Source organism: Xenorhabdus bharatensis (genome assembly GCF_037996705.1).
Taxonomy (GTDB): domain Bacteria; phylum Pseudomonadota; class Gammaproteobacteria; order Enterobacterales; family Enterobacteriaceae; genus Xenorhabdus; species Xenorhabdus bharatensis.
Window position 1 is genome coordinate 81,467 of sequence record NZ_JBBMXG010000007.1, and the last position, 21,026, is coordinate 102,492.

Annotated in this window: 7 protein-coding genes; 4 read left to right on the forward strand and 3 right to left on the reverse strand. The window is 47.6% G+C overall.

Going from position 1 to position 21,026, the window contains the following annotated elements; genetic code table 11:
• Window positions 1–8: 8 nt before the first annotated feature.
• Genes rtxA through rtxH form a run of 3 tightly spaced genes read right to left on the reverse strand, consistent with a single transcriptional unit; the run spans window position 9 to window position 13,738 of the window.
• The gene (rtxA, locus tag AAC855_RS08535) at window positions 9–12,860 is read right to left on the reverse strand and encodes an MARTX multifunctional-autoprocessing repeats-in-toxin holotoxin RtxA (protein WP_340609164.1); all 12,852 of its coding nucleotides are present in this window, start codon (window positions 12,858–12,860) and stop codon (window positions 9–11) included.
• 26 nt (window positions 12,861–12,886) lie between these two features.
• On the reverse strand, window positions 12,887–13,348 hold the full coding sequence (rtxC, locus tag AAC855_RS08540) for an RTX toxin-activating lysine-acyltransferase RtxC (RefSeq protein ID WP_099109068.1): 462 nt from the start codon (window positions 13,346–13,348) through the stop codon (window positions 12,887–12,889).
• A 24-nt stretch (window positions 13,349–13,372) separates the two neighbouring features.
• Complete coding sequence (gene rtxH / locus AAC855_RS08545) at window positions 13,373–13,738, reverse strand: protein RtxH (RefSeq protein WP_340609165.1); 366 nt, start codon at window positions 13,736–13,738, stop codon at window positions 13,373–13,375.
• Window positions 13,739–14,245: 507 nt separating this feature from the next.
• Between rtxH and AAC855_RS08550 the strand changes: the two genes are divergently transcribed.
• From AAC855_RS08550 to AAC855_RS08565, 4 genes are all read left to right on the forward strand, one after another.
• Window positions 14,246–16,372 carry a peptidase domain-containing ABC transporter gene (locus AAC855_RS08550; RefSeq protein WP_340609166.1) on the forward strand — a complete coding sequence of 709 codons (2,127 nt, stop codon included), beginning with the start codon at window positions 14,246–14,248 and terminating at the stop codon, window positions 16,370–16,372.
• On the forward strand, window positions 16,365–17,720 hold the full coding sequence (locus tag AAC855_RS08555) for an HlyD family type I secretion periplasmic adaptor subunit (protein ID WP_340609167.1): 1,356 nt from the start codon (window positions 16,365–16,367) through the stop codon (window positions 17,718–17,720). Before AAC855_RS08550 ends, AAC855_RS08555 begins: the two co-directional genes overlap by 8 nt.
• 2 nt (window positions 17,721–17,722) lie before the next feature.
• The gene (locus AAC855_RS08560) at window positions 17,723–19,867 is read left to right on the forward strand and encodes a type I secretion system permease/ATPase (RefSeq protein ID WP_340609168.1); all 2,145 of its coding nucleotides are present in this window, start codon (window positions 17,723–17,725) and stop codon (window positions 19,865–19,867) included.
• Window positions 19,868–19,977: 110 nt separating this feature from the next.
• Window positions 19,978–20,955 (forward strand): GlxA family transcriptional regulator, encoded by a 978-nt coding sequence (locus tag AAC855_RS08565; protein ID WP_340609169.1) that lies wholly within the window; start codon window positions 19,978–19,980, stop codon window positions 20,953–20,955.
• Window positions 20,956–21,026 lie beyond the last annotated feature (71 nt).

Sequence of the window (21,026 nt, forward strand, 5' to 3'; positions counted from 1 at the left end):
GCCCGCCATCAGGTCAACTTAGATTTCCCGTTTGTTGTGTCTGCCCAAGCAGTGATAATGGTTGATTTTGTCTGGCTATCCAACAAATCAATAAAACCACTGTCACCGATATCAGGAGCGAACCCACTCATAGCCTGTACTAATGTATCTACCGCATGGGCTGAGAGGACGGTATATTCGCATTCACCCTGTGTATCTTTATTCCCCATCCGGGTGATGATATCCGCACGGTTGCCATTAAAGTAATCAGTGAATGTCACAGATCCCACCGCCTCAAACTGCCCTTGTCCCGATGTCTCCCGAATATTGCGATTGGTCAGCAATACCAGATCATAGCCGCTGCGCTGGAGCCACAGGTTCTGCCAGTGGATATTGTTGAAAATAATCCTGTCACCCAGTTTGATATCTTCAACAACGTTATCAATCACATCACCACTGACGACAAAACTATTGGCGCCAGAACCGCCTTTAAAATGGTTCTGATAGCCCCCCAACACCAACAGATTATTACCTTCACCACCGTTAATCCGGCTGAATTTGGAAACCACATCTGCAATCAAGTGATCATCACCTGCCCCACCGTTGATCACAGCGTGATAGCCCATCAGCTTAATGGTGTTATTGCCTGCATTACCCTCTATCCGGTTGTAGTTACCGAATACGGTTGCAAAATCATCACCTGCTCCCAAATCCACCTGATTATTATTACCGATGGCGACAACATAATCCTGATCTTCACCCGCATCAATATGGTTGAAATTACCGGAAGCCACGATATAGTCGCGTCCTTTACCGCCTTCAATCACCCCACCTTCACCAAAGACAAAAACCTGATCATCGCCATCGCCCATATAGGCGTAATTAATGCGGCCGGCCAGCACAGCAACATCATTACCTGCGCCACCAAACATCATATTTTCACGCCCCATCAGAACACCGAAATCATTACCTTCGCCGCCAGCAAAAATATTGGAGGTTCCTACTGAGTAAAAGACATCATCACCACGGCCCCCCCAGAAGTTATTGTTATCTCCCAGATACGCGCCCAGATCTTTACCATCACCTCCCCAGTTAAAATTGTAGTTACCGAGGGAGACATGAATATCACCATCACCTTGCAGATGCCCGCTGTTACGCAGAAAATCAAACGTTTTATCCTGCATGTTCAGCAGGTCTGCCGTCAGGTTTTCTTTCAGATTACTCACCAATGATTGCATTTCTGTCTGTTTATCCTGACTGAACAGCGTCGCAAACAGGTTTGGCAGGTTCAGGGCATTAAATCCGAATGCGCGTTCCGGCTGCTCACTTTCAGTTTGCTCTGTGGGTTTATCACTTTCAATCAGCGCTATTTTATCTTCTGAAGTTTCATCAGGAGCTTTTGCTTTCAGCCCGTGACTTTCAGCAAAGGAGTTAATGCCATCAGTACCGGTGTTCAACCCCGCTTTCAGGCCGTCGAGTAACTTTTGCGGATCAGTAAATGATTTCAGCTGATCACCGCTGAATTCGCCAATGATTTCCAGCAGTTCCCGCATAATGGCAACACCATCCACAGGCTGGCCGCTGCGGGAAACAATACGTCCGTCCGCTGTATAATCAACGCCAAAAATATCCGCCAGCGTAGTATCCGCACTGACACCCGCCAGATTGCCCAGCAGTTTATTTTTAATCTGACGCGGCAAATCTGCCGGACTGAATGTAAACGTGGTTTTTGCCATGCCTGTAGCAGTGTATTCCTGCGTCATCAAGCCAAACACTGAACCCAGATTGGTATCCAGTATCGACTGAATGTTGTCACCGAACATGAAATTCCAGTTACCTGTTGTCACCTGAATATCCGCCCCCTGCCCGCCAACGGCAAAGTTAAAGGCCAGTTTCTCATTCGCCTGACGGAATTTATCCGCCCGACTCAGTTGGCTCAGTTCAGGTTTATTACCTGCTCCTCCCAGCCATTGGTTGTATTTCTTATTCAGCGTGTTTTCGAGATCATTTTTCAGCCCACGGCTGCTGCGCACATTCTCTGTGTTAAGTTCCGTCAGAGTTTCATATTTGACACTACTGGTTAGATCAAGACCGGATAAATCACTGACGTATTTCTTCGCCCCCTCCAGTGTCCACTGTTGATCCTGCGCCGTCAGCCAGTCTGCTGAACCAAACAGACCGAGCGAGTTTTGTGACGAAATGTTCTGTGACGAAATATTTTGCAATACCCCGGAAATACGTGCTGCGCCATCAAATGGATTAATGAGTGGCGGGGTCGGAATGGATTTTTCCAGCATCACAATCAGATCATTGCTGCGCCCCAGATTGAAACTGATGTTACGGTTCCCGACAAACAGTTGTGCGCCTTCAAGTGCCTGATAACCGGCGATATCAACACTGTGCTTACTGTCTCCGTCCCCGATGTGAACCATCACATTGTTATCACCGAAAGCCAGCGATTTGAAACCACCTGTTCCCACCTTGATCCCCACATTCGTGGTTCCCCAGTTAATAGCGGTAAATTCACCTTCACCTACCTGTACCTGAATATTGCCGGAATAACTCAGATGACGGTCAGAAGCCGTATTATTCGGAGCATTGCTATTCGGGGCACTGTCATTCTCTTTTTCACGCGGCTCGGGTGCATGGAATGTCTCGGTATTTTCGGCTATTGCTCCTTTCGCTTCGGTTTCAGTCCCGGTGTGACCCACGAGCGACAAAGCAATATCATTTTCAGAGATACCACGGCGAATATGTTCGGAATATGACTCCAGCTCACCCTTGTCATTCCAGCCCAACACAATTTTGTTATCCACCAGCTTGTGAACCCACTGATCCTGTGCATCCCGTGTATGTTTGCGACCGGTACTGTCTACCGCAACTTCGCTGCTGCGGGCTGATACCGTGGTACGCAGTCCCTGCTCGTCAAGCGCGGAAACAAAACGACGGGCAAAACCATCACGTTTATCATCACCAATCAATGAACAGCCAACAAGACTGATATGTTCAGGCGTCCCTGCCTGCCTGAAGTCTGCCCTGAACTGTTTCAGTTTAAGCGCCAGCTCATCCGCACTGTATCCTCCCATGCGGGTCAGGTTACGGGTGGATTCATCACGCCCGTGCCCGACTATCTGCCAACGTAATTTACCGGACAATTGAGCAGGATCGCCATAAACCACACGATACTGACCGTTAGCATCAAGCTGTACAATGACACTGGTATCAGGGTGTTTCCCTGCCAGACTCGCAGCGGCTTGCGAAGCAACAGGATCATTTTCGGTCTGAATAATAATCTGACCGTTAAAGCGGCTTTCTCCGCCTTCAGCATGAGGTTTAACCGCAACTTTTTCCCATGTTTCAACATCCTGATTGTTAACCACACGTTCAACAACTTCTGGCGTATTATCTTTAAGCGGTTTTTTCACCTCATTGATAGCCGGATCGTGGATAACCGGATCGTGATGTTCTTTTGCCGGAAGCAGACCTGACACAATCTGTTCAGCATACTGGTTCATTAATCGGTTGCTGGCTGTATGGTCATAGATCGTCTGTTCACCGGATACCTGATAACCTTCTGCAACCAGTTTAGTGCGGAGTTTTTCACCCGCGTCACCCAGCCCTTCGTTATCCGTCAGCAACATGATTGGCGTCTGTTTCGAGATTCCCTGTAGGTTTTTCTCAACTGAGAACTGACCGTTCACCGCTTTTGCCAGCACACCAGTGATACCCGCCGGGTTTGGTACTTCATGAGCGGTTATCGCTTTGGTCATGCTTGGCATTGGGCGATCCAGCAATAAACCGGATACCGACTGGCCATGATGTTCTGCATAACGGGTAAGATCAGCCGCAACCGCGCCCCCCATTGAGTAGCCATGTATGATGATATTTTCTGGTTTGATACCACGATCATTAACCAGATAATGGAACATCGTGCGGGCATCCTGATACAACCCTTTTTCATTCGGGCTGCCATCGCTGGAGCCGTAGCCACGCATGTTCACTGCCAGCAGATCAATACCTTGTTTCTGGTAATGATTCTGAATAGCACCTGACTGCTCTTCCGCTGATGAACCGGAACCATGAATGAAAAGCACCACTTTTCTGGATGGATTCTGGTTAGTGGCGGGATCATTCCCTTGCTCAGCCAGCCCTTGATCAGATACGTGGTAATAACCTGTCAGGCGCCCGGCATTTCCACGTAGCGTGACTTTTTCCGCTGTGCCGCTTTCTACTGCATAATCCAGCAGGATTTGCGTATCTTCATTGATATTGCGTCGGGCCTCTTTGGCCCCGAAAAGCTCATGATTCAGGAAGCGTTTCACCGGGTTAAAAGGTTCCTGATCCTGTGGTGGTGTACCATCATTCTCAATAGCCACCTTTTCCACGCTTTTCGCTTCCACGATTTCCGGTATCTGGTTCTTGTCGTTACCTTCGGCCTGATCTGTCAGATCCCCGCCAATATGACGGTTTTGCTTCCTGACAGTATTTTCTGCCTGTGCTTCTTGTAAGGACTGCGCATAATTAAACAGCTCGGTTGGTGTCCAGACGCCAAAATGAGGTTGCCATTTATGCCCGATAACCTGATCCGCACCGCCCGCTTTAAGCACTTTAGCAACAATGCTTGAGCAGTTACCGGTCAACAGTTGGTAACGGGCGTCTGGGTTCTGGCTGATTTTATGCCATTCAGCCTGCATCGCTGCCACATCCAGCCCCGCCAGATTAATGCGGAAAACACGCCCCTGCTCCGGTTCGCTGGCCTTGAAATCCTGAATATTGCTCAGTTCACGTTCGGCAAACTGGTGGATCACATTAGCCACGCGTTCTTCAATCAGTTCTGGAGTCTGCTGTTTTGCCGCTGTCCGCAATGCCTCAGCAAAGTTTTTACCCACTTCCAGCATATCTATGCTGCCGTCTTCCCATTGCTTCATGAACGGGCGGGAGATATCTTCCGGTATACCGGCAGATTTCAGCAGGTTAGGATTAGCAAGGGCTGCCATCGCAAAACCTTCACTGATCTCTTCAAATCTTGCATCAACGCCTTTTGCGGCCTGTAATTTTTCAATAAACCGCTCCAGCTTACGTGAGCCATCGTGCAGGCCGAAGTTATCTTTCTCCTCGGAAGCAACATCCAGCTCCAGCGCGTCATTTTGTCCTGCCGGTTGGCTGAGATCACGCCAGCGCAGTTTTACATCAGGATGTTCTGCGGTGGAAACATCAAAAATACGGCGGACACTGGTTGATTTTCCGCCTTTCGGCCACCAGCTGACATAGTGTTTTTCATTGAAATCGGTGGCATTTTCAGCCGTAATTTCCATACGACCGTGCCCGATTTGCAGGGCTGCATGCCCTAATCGGCTGTGATCGCTGGGTTTCCAGATAAACAGTGTGGCACTGACCGGAGACAGTTGCTGTTCAATTGCCTTGTGAATTTTTTTCAGGCCGGAAATATCAAGCCCTTTACCGTCTTTCGCCAAATCACGGGGATGCAGATTGGTGAAAACCGTTTCCGCGACTGACTGACCATACTCTTTAGCAACCGAGGTTTTAACCTGCTCAAGCGCTTTTTCCGCCCATTCCGTTTTCACCACCGTCTGAATATTGGATTTTCCACGGGTAACGAAATTCCCCTGTTCATCAATATAAAGATGTTTGGATTCTTTCAGGCTGGCATTGCTCAGTTTATTGTACAGATCACTGAAACTGCCTTTCGCGGTGCTTTCTACAGCGGATTCAGCAATCGTCAGTGTTTCGTTCAGGCGCACCTGAATTTGTGATAACAGATTTTTCAGTGCCGGAGCCCGTTCTGAATCAGGATGCCCCAGAAGATAACCTTCCACCTGCTGACGCAGACCAGAAAGCTTTTCAATCGCTTCCAGATCATAGTCCCTGCTGTTTTTCAGTTCGCTTTCATAACCTGCGAGTGCATCCAGTACGCGCTGATAGCTGTCACCACGGATTTTACCTTTAACGTATGCCGCGGCCTGTAATTCATCAGCAGACATCAGCTCAGTTTTCGGCTTATAGTGCCAGCTACCGCCCGATTTTTCAGCCAGAATACGGGTGCGACCGTTATCATGGGAAACAACACGGTCTTCTACCAGATACAGCGTATCAGGCAGTTGTTGGTAGTTGTCATAATTGGCGAGGATAAAACGTTCAATCGCTTTGACCTGCTCGGTATTATCCGTGTCTTCCACAATAATGCTTTTGAAACCGGTCACTTCAGAGCCATCGCTGTTCCTGCCCGGCCACGGGCGGATTTCAAAACCATCGTAATCATCCGATTCACGCACCAGCAGATTACGCTCAGTACGCAACCCGTAGAATGGCAATGCCTGATTCAGCAGTGTATCGATGGCACTGGTTTTGATATCCAGATCAATCAGGGTATCCGGCTTATAGCCGGTAGGATTCTGTGCCAGCAGCCTTTCCTGTTCGTCAACGCTGAGCGAATCAAAACGTGCTTTGACAGAAACACCGGCATCCGTCAGCCTGCGCCCGATATTTTCCGGTAATACGCCCTGATATTCTTTGGCGGCTTTGTCCAGCAGACGAATTTCCCCAACCAGCCCTTCACGCTGCAACTGGCGCAATACCGGCAGTTCAACATTCCAGAAATAGTTACCCAGACGCAGGCCACCTTCTGCAATGACGTAGACATCATCACGTGAGCCGGTCGCGTACAGGGAACTCCAGAAACCGGTATTACTCCGTGCCGAGGCGTTAATCACTGATTTCAGCGCGTTTTGTTCGGCAACATCCGGGTCAAGGAAGATGCCTCCCCAGCGCATCAGGGTTTTGTTGAGTTCGATGGCAAATGCGTTGCCTTTTACGTCAATATCGTAAATAACTTTTTTGCCATCCGTCTGAGCAGCATCAAGAATATTACGATACTGTTTGAAATTTCTGCCCGACCAGAACGAGACAATGCTTTTATCGCCATGCACAGGCTCAAAACTGTAACCATAATGTTCCAGCCTTGAGACGAATTCGACCCGTTTATCCCAGTTATAATCAATGGTGGCATCAACGAACAGTTTTGCCAGTGAGGTTCTCTGGTCTTTCGGGATGCTGTTCTCCGTGCCATTCAGGTAGCCTTCAACAAAAGTCACCATTTTTTGCCTGAGAACATCGGGAATATCCGCATCCACACGCTCAAAACCCGGCACCGGGATATAATTTTCGGTGGCGAGGTTATTATCGCTATCCAGCCACTGATAAATATTAGCGACTTTCTGTGCTCTGAGTGCCGCACCGGAATTTTCTTGCGTATCAGTATGTTCCGGCTGGCTTTTTCCTGCGCCCAGTGCATTCAGCCCACTGAGATCCAGACCGGAAATGGATAATTCTCTTCTGACAGGCGCGGCGGGTGTTTCATCCGTACTGACAGGGGATGATGGCTTGCCGACAGACGGCTGCGCTGTTTCTGTATTATCGGAATTCGGGGTTATATGCTGCTTTCTGGCTCGTATGCCTGCATTAATCTGCAAGCGCTCCAATGCTGCTTTTGCATTATCCAGCTCGCCCAGATCTTCTTCCAGATATTGCAGTTCTGGCGCAAATTCATTTTCTGTCTGAACAGCAGATTCAGCATCAATAAAGGAGTGCGTTTTGCCGGCCTGATTTCCAGCCTGTTTTTTAGTATCGGCATCAGTAGGGATCTGCCCTGACAACCCGCTTCCCGTCACTTTTTCACGGTTCGGTAGTTTGTTGCTATCAAGTTTTGCCGCTTTGGCATCTGACTGCACCTGCGCTGTTTTTATCTCTGCGGCAGATACGGCATGCTGACCACGTTGTTCCGCCTTCTCGGCAGCGGATTTCCCGTCACGGCCTGCCTTCTCAGCCTGCTGCTGCTGAGCAATCGCTTCCTGCTCTCTGAATTCAATATCAGCACGGGCATCGTCAATCTTCTGCATGGAGTGCTGACGATCCTGCTCACCTTTATCAGCCCCTGATTCAGATTTGGCAACGGCGTCTTTCACTTCTCCCAGACGCTCCGCAGAGGCCTGCTGAGAATGTTCCAGTTGCTGTTGTGCCGTCTCTTTTGCACTGTCGAGCTGAGTCTGTATGGTGCCTAATAAACCGTCAGCATACTGTTCACGCCACTGATGACCGGATTGCCCATGGTGCGTAGAGTAATCATTCAGCGCTTCCAGCCCTTTGGTTTTTGCTATCAATTCTTGTGTGATCGACTGGGCTTCATCCTTGATGGCTTCACGCTGCGACTGACCGTTGGCATTCAACGCCGTCAGATCGGTATTTTCCAGTTGAGCCTGAGTGCCGGAAATGGCGGCCAGTTGTTTCTCTTTTTCCTGTGCCAGCCGCTGGCGATCAGCTTCTGCTTTCTCCTTGTCCTGCAAGGCATTTGTAGCTGCCTGATCCTGCTCCACATAATCAGCAATATCTTTGTCTGACCACTCAGAACGGGCAACGACATTATCCAACACAAAGCCTAAGCCATCACTGACACCAGTACCGGCAAATTCAAGTCGGTTACTACCCGCCTGTGCCGTCAGGGTTAACGTTTTATTTTTCCATTCCGCTTTACCGGTATCATCTGCCCAAATAGAAAAAACAAGTTCCCCGTTCCAGAGTACATCTATGCCATTATCGTCAGAAAGACCGGCACGCATTGCGTAATCAAAGCTGACGTTGATAGGCTCTCCCTCAGCCAATCCGTCGATATCCTGATAAATACGGGTGTTGATATCCACATCAAGTTCACTGACCCGCTCGCCATGCCCCTCTTTGCTTAATCCATAAGATGCAGCGGAAGTGTGAGCCTCAATCCCGTTTGTGGACTGCCAGCCCGCAGAGCCTTGCTCAAAATCACCATTAACAATCAGATTACCGGCCTGACGTTTTTCATGGCTGAGACTACGCTGCATTGCCTCAGTATCCGGTGTATTCACCTCCGACACCGCACCTTGCAGGCTCTCACTCAGCTCAGAAGTAACTTCATCCACTTCTGTCAGTCTGAAGCCCGCCAGTGAGGATACTTCCGGCAGATTTATGGCTCCGCGCCCTTTGTGGGTGCCTGATGTGTTGGCTTCATCACCATTAACCAGATAGCTGATACCCTGACTGCCTGCTGAACCAAGCAATGTCTGTTTGACGTTATCAAACAGTGCGCCCAGTTTGTTACTCTGGGTATTACTGGTTGCCACCGCCAGACTATAAAAGTCACCATTACCCACCTGAACCGCCACGTTATTCCGCGCGTAAGAGGCGTTGATGTTCAGCCCGTCACCCACACGGATATTGGCATTACCTGTGCCTTTCATGACAGAGATATTCAGACCGTCACCCACACGGGTATTAACGTTGTATTGACCCCATGCCACGTTGACAGAAACACCATCACCCACTTTGGTATTAACATTCAGATCACCATGAACAGCGGTGACACTCAAACCATCACCCACGGTCGTGGTGATATTACCTTTACCTTTAGCGACCGTGGCCTGAATGCCATCTCCTACTTTGGTGACGACGTTACCCTGACTCCATAATGCGTTGAAGCTGTCCCCTTCACCGACCTGAGTCACGATATTGGCATCACCTTTAGCCAGCACAACATTGCGCCCATCACCGACTTTAGTAATGACATTCGCTTTGCCCCACGAACCGGTGTAATCATCACCATTGCCGATATGGGTAATAATATTGGCCTGCCCCTGAACAACGGTAATTTCCTGACCATCACCCACTTTAGTGATGACGTTCGCTTCTCCTTTGGCGAAGTTGTAGCGATCTCCGTCACCATAATGCGTCAGGATATTGGCTTTACCCCAGACCGCATTCACGCCTGTACCGTCACCCACTTTAGTGATGATGTTGGCTTCGCCTTTGGCAAACCCGATCGTGTCACCATCACCGATGTGAGTCATGATGTTACCGATTTTGGAAACCAACAGGCCAACAGCGGTTCCGTCACCCACTTTGGTCAGAATATTCCCTTTACCGTTCAGCAGGGCGGCTGTTGTGCCTTCCCCGATATGGGTTATTACATTGGCCTCTGAGGATGCCACAACGCCCATAAAGTCATTACCGACTTTGGTCACGATATTTGCTTTACCCAGCGCCAGTACACCCGTCATACCATCACCGACGTGAGTCATGATATTGGCCTTGCCAAACATCGCGGCCAGAGTTGTACCATCACCGACTTTGGTCATGATGTTAGCCGTACCGGCAAACAAACCGATGCTGGTGCCTTCTCCGACATGGGTATAAATATTCGCCTTGCCTATCATTAATGCCGCAGTCAAATCATTACCGACTTTGGTCAGAATGTTGGCTCCGCCAATCATGGCGGCAAAAGTGGAACCATGACCGATTTGCGTAAAGATATTCCCTTTGCCAATCATGGCAGCAAGTGCATCACCGTTACCGGCTTTAGTCGCAATGTTACCTTTGGCGATCATCAGAGCAACACTCATACCATCACCGATATGGGTGAATACGTTGCCGAATGACAGCATCAGTGCCAGCGCATCACCATTCCCCACTTTAGTGAAGATATTTCCGCCACCTGCCATCAGTGCATACGCATTGCCCTCACCGACATGGGTAAAAATATTACCGAAAGCCAGCATAGCGGCAATGGTTTCGCCATCACCGACTTTGGTGAAGATATTTCCTGCTCCCGCCATCACGCCCAGAGTTTGCCCGTCACCGACATGAGTCAGGACATTACCCAGCCCCAGCATGATACCGGTGGTATCGCCGTTACCCACTTTGGTCAGGATATTCGCTCCGCCCAACAGGACGCCGGCAGTGTTTCCATCTCCGATATGCGTCAGGACGTTAGCCCCCCCGCCCATCACAGACAGTAGGTCGCCCTTGCCTTTTTTGGTCAGAACGTTAGCACCGCCCAGTGCAATGACTTTTGTATTATCCGATTTTGTCGCCTCTGAGCGATGGCTGATATGGGTAATAATATTCGCGCCACCCAGCATGCCGGATTCAAGAGAGCCTTCCCCAATCTTGGTCAGAATATTCGCGCCTCCGGCCAGAATGGCAGACACTTTTCCCTGCCCCACCTGAGTCAGAACGTTGGCACCGCCAACACCCGACCAGACTGCATCACCATGACCAATCTGAGTATGAGTATTGAAACCCCCGCCCATTGAGACGCGGCTGTGACCATTCCCTTTGTGGATGGAGATATTACCGACAGCCAGAAGATGGGCAAGATAACGCCCGTCACCGACACGAACCAGCACGTTAGCTGCACCGCCGGCATTGACTTCCATATCCCCGCGCTTCCCTTGGTGAAGAAGCACGTTGGCAATTCCGGCACCATTAAACTTCAGGTTGCCCTCTTTGCCTTTTTTGGTGATAACGTTTGCCCCACCGGCACCCTTAAATTCCGTGTCACCGAATGCAGACGTATGTTCAATCACATTGGCAATACCAGCACCATTGAAATAGACGCTACCCTTCGTGACATTGGATTTGATAACGTTACCGCCACCCGCACCTTCAAAACGGACATCACCTGAAGTTTCACGACGCTCAGTCACCGGAAACAGTGACTGATCACTGTATTCGTGTGTGCTGGCAACACGCTCTGTGGTTGTCTGTACTATTCTGGCACTGTAATGGAGATCACTCAGTGAATAACCGCCGGTTCCCATCGGGATATAACCGGTGCTTTCTGAGATAATTTTATCTGCCAGATTAACCGTATGGTCGCCTTCCTTATACCAAGGGCGGGCAATGTATTGCAGTATTCCGGTTTCAGGATTGTTTCTTAACTCAACCACAACGATTTTGGTGTAAACACCCAGTTTTTTGGCATACACATAGGTGTTTGGCATGCGATGGGATTTAACAGCGTTGACATCAACTTTAGTGCCATCCTGATACACCGCATAGCCGCCCATTTTGGCATCGGATAAAATGACATCGGCAGCCTTAATACGCACACCACTGCCATACGTCATCCATTCGTTTTCTGTCAGCTTTTGTTCTACTGCCTGAATCGTAGTGGATTGCTGGTGCTCTACAACCAGATTTGACAGGGTATAGGCACCGTCAATGCCCACATCCACAAAACCGTTCTGCGCAGAGATATCCTGTTTTTCAAGCCCCTGAAGATGACGACCCTCTTTATACCAAGCGGTGGAATGATAGGTCAGTTTTCCGGTGACGGGATCATTGCGAAGCTGGATTTTATGAATTTTAGTGTAAGTGCTGTCAGCAAAGGCAAACAGGTAAGTGTTCGGCTCCCGTGTTGACTTAATGCCTGACACCTGATTATCGCTGCCAATCCATGACCCATTCATGATCGCACTTTTCAGGATAATCTCTTTGGCATCAGCGTACTCCATGCCTTCACCGCTCAAGTCACTGTCAGCGCCTTTGCGGATAATCCGGTTATATGCGCCCGCTCCGGCAAAGTGGATATTCCCCTGTTCTACATCAGAGTACAGGCTGTTATAACCACCGGCGCCTTTAAAGCTGATATCCCCTTTTACACCTTTACGGGTGATCCCGTTATAACCGGAAACCCCCGCATAGTTGATAGCACCGTTATCACCGGTGTGGTTGATGTTCAGCCCACCAGCAGCACCGGCAAATTCTATCGTGCCGTTATGGGTTTTATTAATGGCGGTATACCCTGAGCCACCTTTGACCGTCAGGGAGCCACTGGTATCATTGATGTTCAGATAACCGGCACCACCGACAACCGTATCATGCCCCCATGTTGTATTGACGGTGGCACCGATTGACCCGACGACAATATAGTCATTACCGCCATAAGCATTAATGACGCCGCCAACGCCTATCGCATGTATTGTGTTACCGTCATTATCATCCTCATATCTACCGGTAAAGAAGTATTCCGTACTTCGGTTAGATGATTTCCCCATAAATATTCCTGATGTTGGGCAAAAAATTAAACAGTAAACCACTGTATCCGGCGGATACAGCGGTCGTTTTTAACATCCAAAATACCCCGGACAGTGCAGGCTCTCTGGCCTTTCCAAGCCGCAAATACACGGCGACGCAAATCCCGGGCGATATCATGTGCATGCCCGAATGGGGCAATCATTTCTGGAAAAAAGATATGCTGACCAGAGCGCCAGTCTTCATGCAATATCTCCCTTTCACCGGAAAGAATTGCAGCACGGCTGCTGTCAGACAAAAAAGCCCAATTACAAAAAGCAACTGGGCGCTGGTGTTCATCTTCGTAATAGCAAAACTGATTGAGCTGAAATGACGGTAAGATGCGTTGTTGCCATTCGGCAACTAAATAACGGCGATGCAGGGGGGAATGTTGGCAAAGTAACATTACCCCGCCAATGATGGCCTGTATTTCAGTCTGATTCAGTGTTGCCGGTTGATGTGTGATCATCATAATAAAGCAACTATCCGGCTGATTTTACTTTGATTTTTTAGCATTCCGTGCAGCACGTTTTTCAGGCTGTTCGGCTTCTGTAGCGGTATTTTCAGCTTCAGCCGTCGCGGTACTTTCATTCATTTCCGGCATCGGCAAAAAACCGGCGGCAATCAGTTTATTGATTTCGGCTTCCATACGCGGATCTTCCAGCATACCTTTCACCATAGAAACCATATACATAAAACCGGATGCCGGCATATGGATAACTTGTTTTAATTCCAGTTCCTGATCGTTTTCAGCCAGTACACCATTTGCCATTCGCTTAGGATCCTGACCAACAAAATAAAGAGAAAACACGCCCTTATTATAATTAACGCTTGAAATTGTTTGAACAAATTTCTCAGACATATCACTATCCATTAAATAAATATTAACCTAATGTTAAAGGTATATTAAATTGAAATAATTAAATGATAAATGAATGCGATACTCCGCAGAGTTTCATTTATTATTAAATTCCGTTTTTGCCGTAAATTGATTACAAAAAATCAGTGAGTTAAAGCGTATCAGAAACACCATTACATCATGATTAAATAATCAGAATGAAGATTTAAAACATACATAAAAATTCAACATAATCTGTAATGGCAGACAAAATAAGAGAGAAAAAAATAAATTACCGGCCACTTTGATCGAAAATATATCTATTTGCTCTTTAAAATCAACATATAAATATTAAGATGTCTGTTTAGGCACCACATTTTGTCCCAATAACCCACACTAATATCCACAATGATAGCAGATAATAATTGTTATTAGATTTATTAAAAATATTTCATCGAGAAATGCCACACTCTTTTTCTGGTTGTTTCTTTAATTTGAGTTTTGACTTTCGTTACAAATAGACTTCCATGCATGAATGAAATAGAAAAAACAACATTATCATTAATTAAATTAATAATAATGATATCTAATGGCAAGCACTCGGTTATATCTGATAAAAACATAAACAATAATGATGATTACCCTACCGCTTTACATCAATTAAAGAAAGAACACAATGTATCCATTAAAAACAAGCGCTCGATAAAGAAGAAACTTAACACATTATCTTTACCGGCAATTCTGTTTGATAATAATGGAAATCCTTTTATTTTAGCAAAGTGCGATGAACATCGGGTATTAATACAAAAACCCCATCAGGAAAAGCCGGAAATATTGGATAAGGAAAACTTTATTAACTTATGGAACGGTCATTGGCTGAAAATAAAACAAAACAGTAGCCAATTTAATATCCACTGGTTCATTCCCGAATTTATCAGGCAGAAGAAAAATCTGACTGAAATACTGCTATTTTCTTTCGTTTTACAGATTTTAGCCCTGATTTCTCCCTTATTCGTTCAGGTTGTGATGGATAAGGTGTTGGTACATCAGGCGCTATCCACACTTGATGTACTGGTATTCGGTCTGATATTTGCCGGAATCACTGAAGTTGTCCTGAGAGGGCTGCGTGAGTATCAGTATTCCCATACTGCTAACCGGATTGATATCAAACTGGGGCTGAAGCTGGTTCAACATTTGTTTGGCCTGCCTTTGCTGTTTTTCAAAACCCGTCAGGTAGGCGCGATTGTCACGCGGGTGCGGGAACTGGAAACCATCCGGGAATTTTTAACAGGGTCGATGTTTACATTATGCATCGATGTCCTGTTTATGTTTGTTTTCATTTACGTCATGAGCCTGCTTTCCGGTACGTTAACCCTGATTTTCCTGATTACCGTTCCCTTCTATGCCCTGTTGGCATGGTGGGTGACGCCGAAACTCGAAAAATCGGTAGAAAAACAGTTCACTCATGCAGCACTCAATACTTCGTTTCTGACAGAGACTGTCGCAGGCGCTGAAACGCTGAAAAGCCTCGCCGCAGAGCCTCGTTTTACCCGCCGCTGGGACAGCCAGACTGAAAATATGGTCAGTACCAGTTATGAGGTTCAGCAATGGGATAACCGTTCCAGTCATCTGGTCATGCTGTTACAGAAAGTTACCAGTGCCGTTATTATCTGGCTTGGCGCATCCGAAGTCCTCTCCCTGCATATGACTATCGGGCAATTGATTGCCTTTAATATGATGGTTAATCATACCCAACAGCCGCTAGCCAAACTGGTTCAGCTCTGGGGGCAATTTATCCGTACCCGGATTGCCGTCGATAAGCTGGCCGATATGCTGAATTTACCGACAGAACAGCAGTCTGTAGAAAAACAGGCAGAGAAGAAACAGGTGACACTGACCGGTGCGATTTCCTTCTCTGATGTCGTTTTCCGTTATCAGCCTGATATTCCTCCGACCATTAACCATTTCACGCTGGATATCAGGGCAGGAGAAACTCTCGGTGTTGTTGGTACATCCGGCTCCGGGAAAAGTACCCTCGCCCGTCTGTTACTGCGCCTGTATACCCCTGAGCATGGAACAATCAGGCTGGATGGCATTCCGTTACAACAACTGGATACAGAATTATTAAGGCAACAGGCGGGGATCGTGTTACAGGAAAATTTCCTGTTCAATAAAACCGTCAAAGAAAATATTGCCCAATCACGGCCTGATGCGCCGCTGTCTGATGTTATTGAGTCCGCAAAACTGGCAGGCGCACACGATTTTATTCTTAAACTGCCGTTAGGGTATGACACGGTTATCGCAGAAGGTGGTCAGTCACTGTCAGGCGGGCAGCGGCAACGTCTGGCGATTGCCAGAACCCTGCTCTCCGATCCGCGAATTCTGATCCTCGATGAAGCCACCAGCGCGCTGGATGATGAATCACAGGCCATTATTCAGACCAATATGGCGGGTATTGCTCAGGGAAGAACTGTCATCACTATCGCACACCGGCTCTCCACTGTACGTCAATGCGACCGGATTATTGTGCTGCATCACGGCCAGATCATCGAACAGGGCAGCCATGAGCAGCTTTTACAACATGGCGGGCATTACCAAAAACTCTGGCAGTTGCAACAGGAATTAAAACAGGAACAGGAGGGTTCTTCCCATGTTTAAGGCCATTTTGCGTAAAGGGCTGAAACGCCTGCGTTCTCCTTCTCAACATTACGATTTTTTACCCACGCATCTGGCATTGTCGCAACGCCCACCTTCGCCGTTTGCCCGCTATACCGCAATAGCGCTTAGTGTCGGTGTACTGGTGCTTCTGTTGTGGGCTTATCTGGGAAAACTGGATGTACAAGCCACAGCAACCGGACGCCTGATCGTCTCGGGTCGTTCGCAGGTAATTCAGGCCTATGAGCAGAGCCGTCTGGCTATTATTCATGTCACCAATGGGCAGCACGTTGAAAAAGGCGCAGAACTGCTGACACTGAATACACTCGGTGTCAATCAGGACATTACACGTATGCTGGAACAGCGTGAATATCTCACCGAAGAAAAGATCCGTTATCAGGCATTGTTGGATAATCACGCCCCTGAATCCTCCGAACTTTTTCAGCAGCAATCTGCTGTCAGCCAGAAAAAAATTCTGACACATTACCAGCATGAAAAGCAGGAATTCGATGCGGTTGTGACCAATATTTATGCTGAAATGAATGTCAATCTCTCTTCCCAGAAAGCCAAAGAGAATGATATTCAGGCGCTGAGCAACCTGCGCCAGAATATCAGCCAACGCTTGCAAGCCAGAAAGACGTTAAGCCAGCAGCAGGTGATCAGCCGGGTGGAATATCTGGAGCAAGAAAAAGAGTTTCTGGAGACTGAACGGTTGCTGACGCAACAAAGGGCGGAGCTTGGCGTCCTGATGACGCAGAACAAAAGTCTGGAAGAACGGCTGAAGAGTCTGAAAACACAAAAAGATCGCGAATGGTTTGAAAAAATCAAGCAGGCGGATATGCAGCTATCTGTACTCAAACAGGAGCTGTCAAAAATGAAAGAACGGGAAGAGCTTTCAGTCGTTCGCTCTCCGGTAACAGGCACCGTCCAGCAGTTGAGTGTCCATACGCTGGGGGCTGTGCTTCAACCGGCCCAAAATCTGATGATAATTGTTCCTGACGACCATATCCAACTGGCAGAAATCCAGATCCTGAATAAAGACGTTGGTTTTATCCGTCCGGGGCAGCAAGTAACCGTCAAAGTCGATGCTTTCCCTTATACCCGCTATGGCACCATTGAAGGCAGGTTATTAAGTGTTTCCCGCGATTCAACGGTAGACGAACGGCTGGGGCTGGTGTTTCCGGCACAAATCAGTCTCAATCAGAACAATATCATGGTTGACGGCAAGCCGGTTGAACTCACGGCAGGGATGTCCATTGTCGCGGATATCAAAACCGACCAACGACGCGTGATTGATTACCTGCTCAGCCCGATTCGGGAATATCAATCTGAAGCGCTGAGGGAAAAATAATCATGGTCAATATTTTTTCCGCTAAACAGTTTTCAGATACAGACGGTACGGATACGGAAAATCACGTCAATAATCATGCTATTGAGTGTACCGTCTGGCTGGGAAAACAATTTCATAAAGTTGCCGATGCCGGGCAATTGCATCATGCACTGGGGCTGGATTCGCTGGAACTGACAGACTGGCAGCTACGGGAAGCAGTGGATGCCATCGGGCTACACAGTAAGTTTGATTCTCTCTCAGCAGAAACTGCGTCTACTCTGCCACTGCCTGCATTGATTGAGCTGGAGCAGTGCTGGTGGGTATTGTTGAGTATTAATGCAGACCACTTCACCGTACTCAATCCCATTACAGGAGAACAAAAAGTACAGGGTCTGTGTGCTCAATATAAGATCCTGTTGGTGGCTGAAAAAAACCTGACTAAAAAACACGTCAAATTTGGCCTGAGCTGGTTTTACCCTTCCATTTTCAGGCAGAAAAAACAGTTAAAGGATATTTTCCTGCTGGCTATTGTATTGCAGCTTTTTGCACTGGCAGCACCTTTACTGTTTGAAAATATCATTGATAAGGTATTAGTCGGACGTAGCCTTTCCAGCCTGCATGTTCTCGGTCTGGCGATGCTGGCGCTCGCTATTGCGGAGCCTCTGTACGGGTTTATGCGTAATACCGTATTCGGGCATATGGCTAGCCAAATCAACGCGGAACTTTCCGGTCGGCTTTACCGTCATCTGGTAGGGCTGCCACTGCCCTATTTCAAACAACGTCAGACAGGGCAAATTATCGCCCGCGTCAGAGAAATGGCTCAGATCCGCCAGTTTCTGACCGGTTCTACTCTGATGTTATTGCTCGACCTGATCTTCATTGTGCTGTTCCTTGGCGTCATGTTCCATTACTCCAGCCTGTTGACGTGGATTGTTACCGGTTCGCTGGTTCTCTATTTTCTGCTCTGGATCACCGTCGGCCCGATTATCCGGCATAAAGTGGAAGCAGAATATGAAGCAGATGCTCAGGCAACCAGTTTCCTGACTGAAGCCGTTACCGGTATTGAGACCATCAAAACCACAGCAACAGAAAAGCGCTTTCTGCATCAATGGCAGTCCGTACTCAGCCGGCAGTTAATCCAGCGTTTTTCCGCCCAGAAAAGCGGGCTTGCCGCTGGGCAAGGGATCGCACTTATCCAGAAAATTGTCGCCGCATTATTATTGTGGTGGGGTGTCAAAAGTGTACTGGCAGGAGAACTCTCTCCCGGAGAACTGATTGCCTTTAATATGCTGGCCGGGCATGTTACTCAGCCGATCCTGCGTCTGGCACAGGTATGGCAGGATTTTCAGCATACCCTGATTGCTCTGAGACGTGTCGGCGATATTCTTGATGAACCAATGGAAAACAGCAAACAGGGATTGGTTTCCTCCCCTGAACTGGCCGGACAGATTGAATTTAAGAATATTCGTTTCCGCTATCATGAAGATACCCCTGAAGTACTGGCGAATCTGTCACTATCAATCCGTGCGGGGGAGTTTATCGGGATTACCGGGCCATCCGGCTCAGGAAAAAGTACGCTGACCCGTTTATTACAGCGCCTCTATATTCCACAACATGGTCAGGTTCTGGTGGATGGCATGGATTTAGCTATTGCAGATCCGGTATCGCTGCGACGTAACATGAGCGTAGTTTTGCAGGAAAGTATTCTGTTTTCCGGCAGCATTGCTGACAATATCCGCCTGTGTAAACCCAATGCCACCGATGAAGAACTTTATCGCGCTGCGTCTCTGGCGGGAGCCATCGATTTCATCAATCAGTTTCCCCATAAATTCGCCCATCAGGTCGGGGAAAAAGGCGGTAATCTGTCCGGCGGCCAGCGACAGCGTATCGCTCTGGCAAGGGCATTACTGAATGAGCCCAAAATCCTGATTCTGGATGAGGCAACCTCTGCACTGGATTATGAATCCGAAGCCGCCATTATGAGTAATATGGATGAAATCCGTCAGAACAGAACGATTATCAGCATTGCCCACCGGCTGAATACGCTTCGTCACGCAGATAAAATATTCGTCTTAGATCAGGGAAAAATCATTGAATCCGGCTCACATGCCGACCTGTTACAACAAAATGGGCTTTATGCTCAGCTCTGGCATCAACAAACTGAGTGATTATTACGGCAGGAAATTCATTGAAGATGGGGATTGTTTCATCTTAAAATTAATTTCATAACGAAATTAACACAGCATTGTAAGATGTTCTTAAGGAAGAGAATACGACTATGAAACAAATCTCTATTACGGCTCTGGTTTTTTCACATTCATCAGTCACATCGGTGACTATGCCGATTGAAATACTGACCATCGCCGCCAATGCTATTGGCGGCCCCACTCCGCACGTTCATGTTATTTCTCCTTCCGCTCAGAAAATGGACGAAATCCATGATCTGCTGATTGAATCTACCCCGGTTTCTCACAGCAACCTTTATCAGGTCGAGTACCCTGATCTCATCCTGATAGGCTCACTGGGTTTTCCAAAATGGCAGCCACAACACTGCTCACCGGAAATAATAGACTGGCTTAAAGCGATGGATGAAAAACATATTCCTATTGTTTCAGTATGTTCTGGCACGTTTATGCTGGCAAAAGCCGGGCTACTGAAAACAAGTGCAACCATTCACCCCCATTTCTCTGCTGAATTTAAGTCATTATTTCCCCATATTCCCCTGTATACGGATAAAAAAATCACTTGTGACAATAACCGTTTTTGTATTTCCAGCGCTTATGGTACAGCCAGCGCCATGATGAATATTGTCGAACTGTTCTATGGTAAATGTGCCAGAGAGCATTGCGCACACTTTCTGTTCGGGGAGAGCGAAAAACAAAGTTCGTATGATTCGGTCAGTTTTGTCCCTTACCGACAGCATTCTGATCTGCTTATTCACAAGTTACAGGATTGGATGCACGCTTTCCCATCTGAGATTTTATCCGTCGCTGATTTAGCCAGTAAAATTCATCTTTGTGAACGGCAGATGAAACGCAGATTCAAAATTGCTACAGGACAAACCCCCATCCAGTATATTCAGAAAATACGGTTGTCACAGGCCAAACACTGGCTGGAAAAGTCACAAAAAACCATTGAAGAGATCAGCCATGAAGTGGGTTATGAAGATACCCGTTATTTCAGGGAGTTGTTTAAACGCTGTAATGGTCTGACACCCAAAGAGTATCGACAGAAGTATCACCGCTATACTGATTAATTCCCTATTGGGTGATATTAAAATCACTCGTTGTGAAACATCAGCGTCTTTCAAACTAAAAACCTAATATC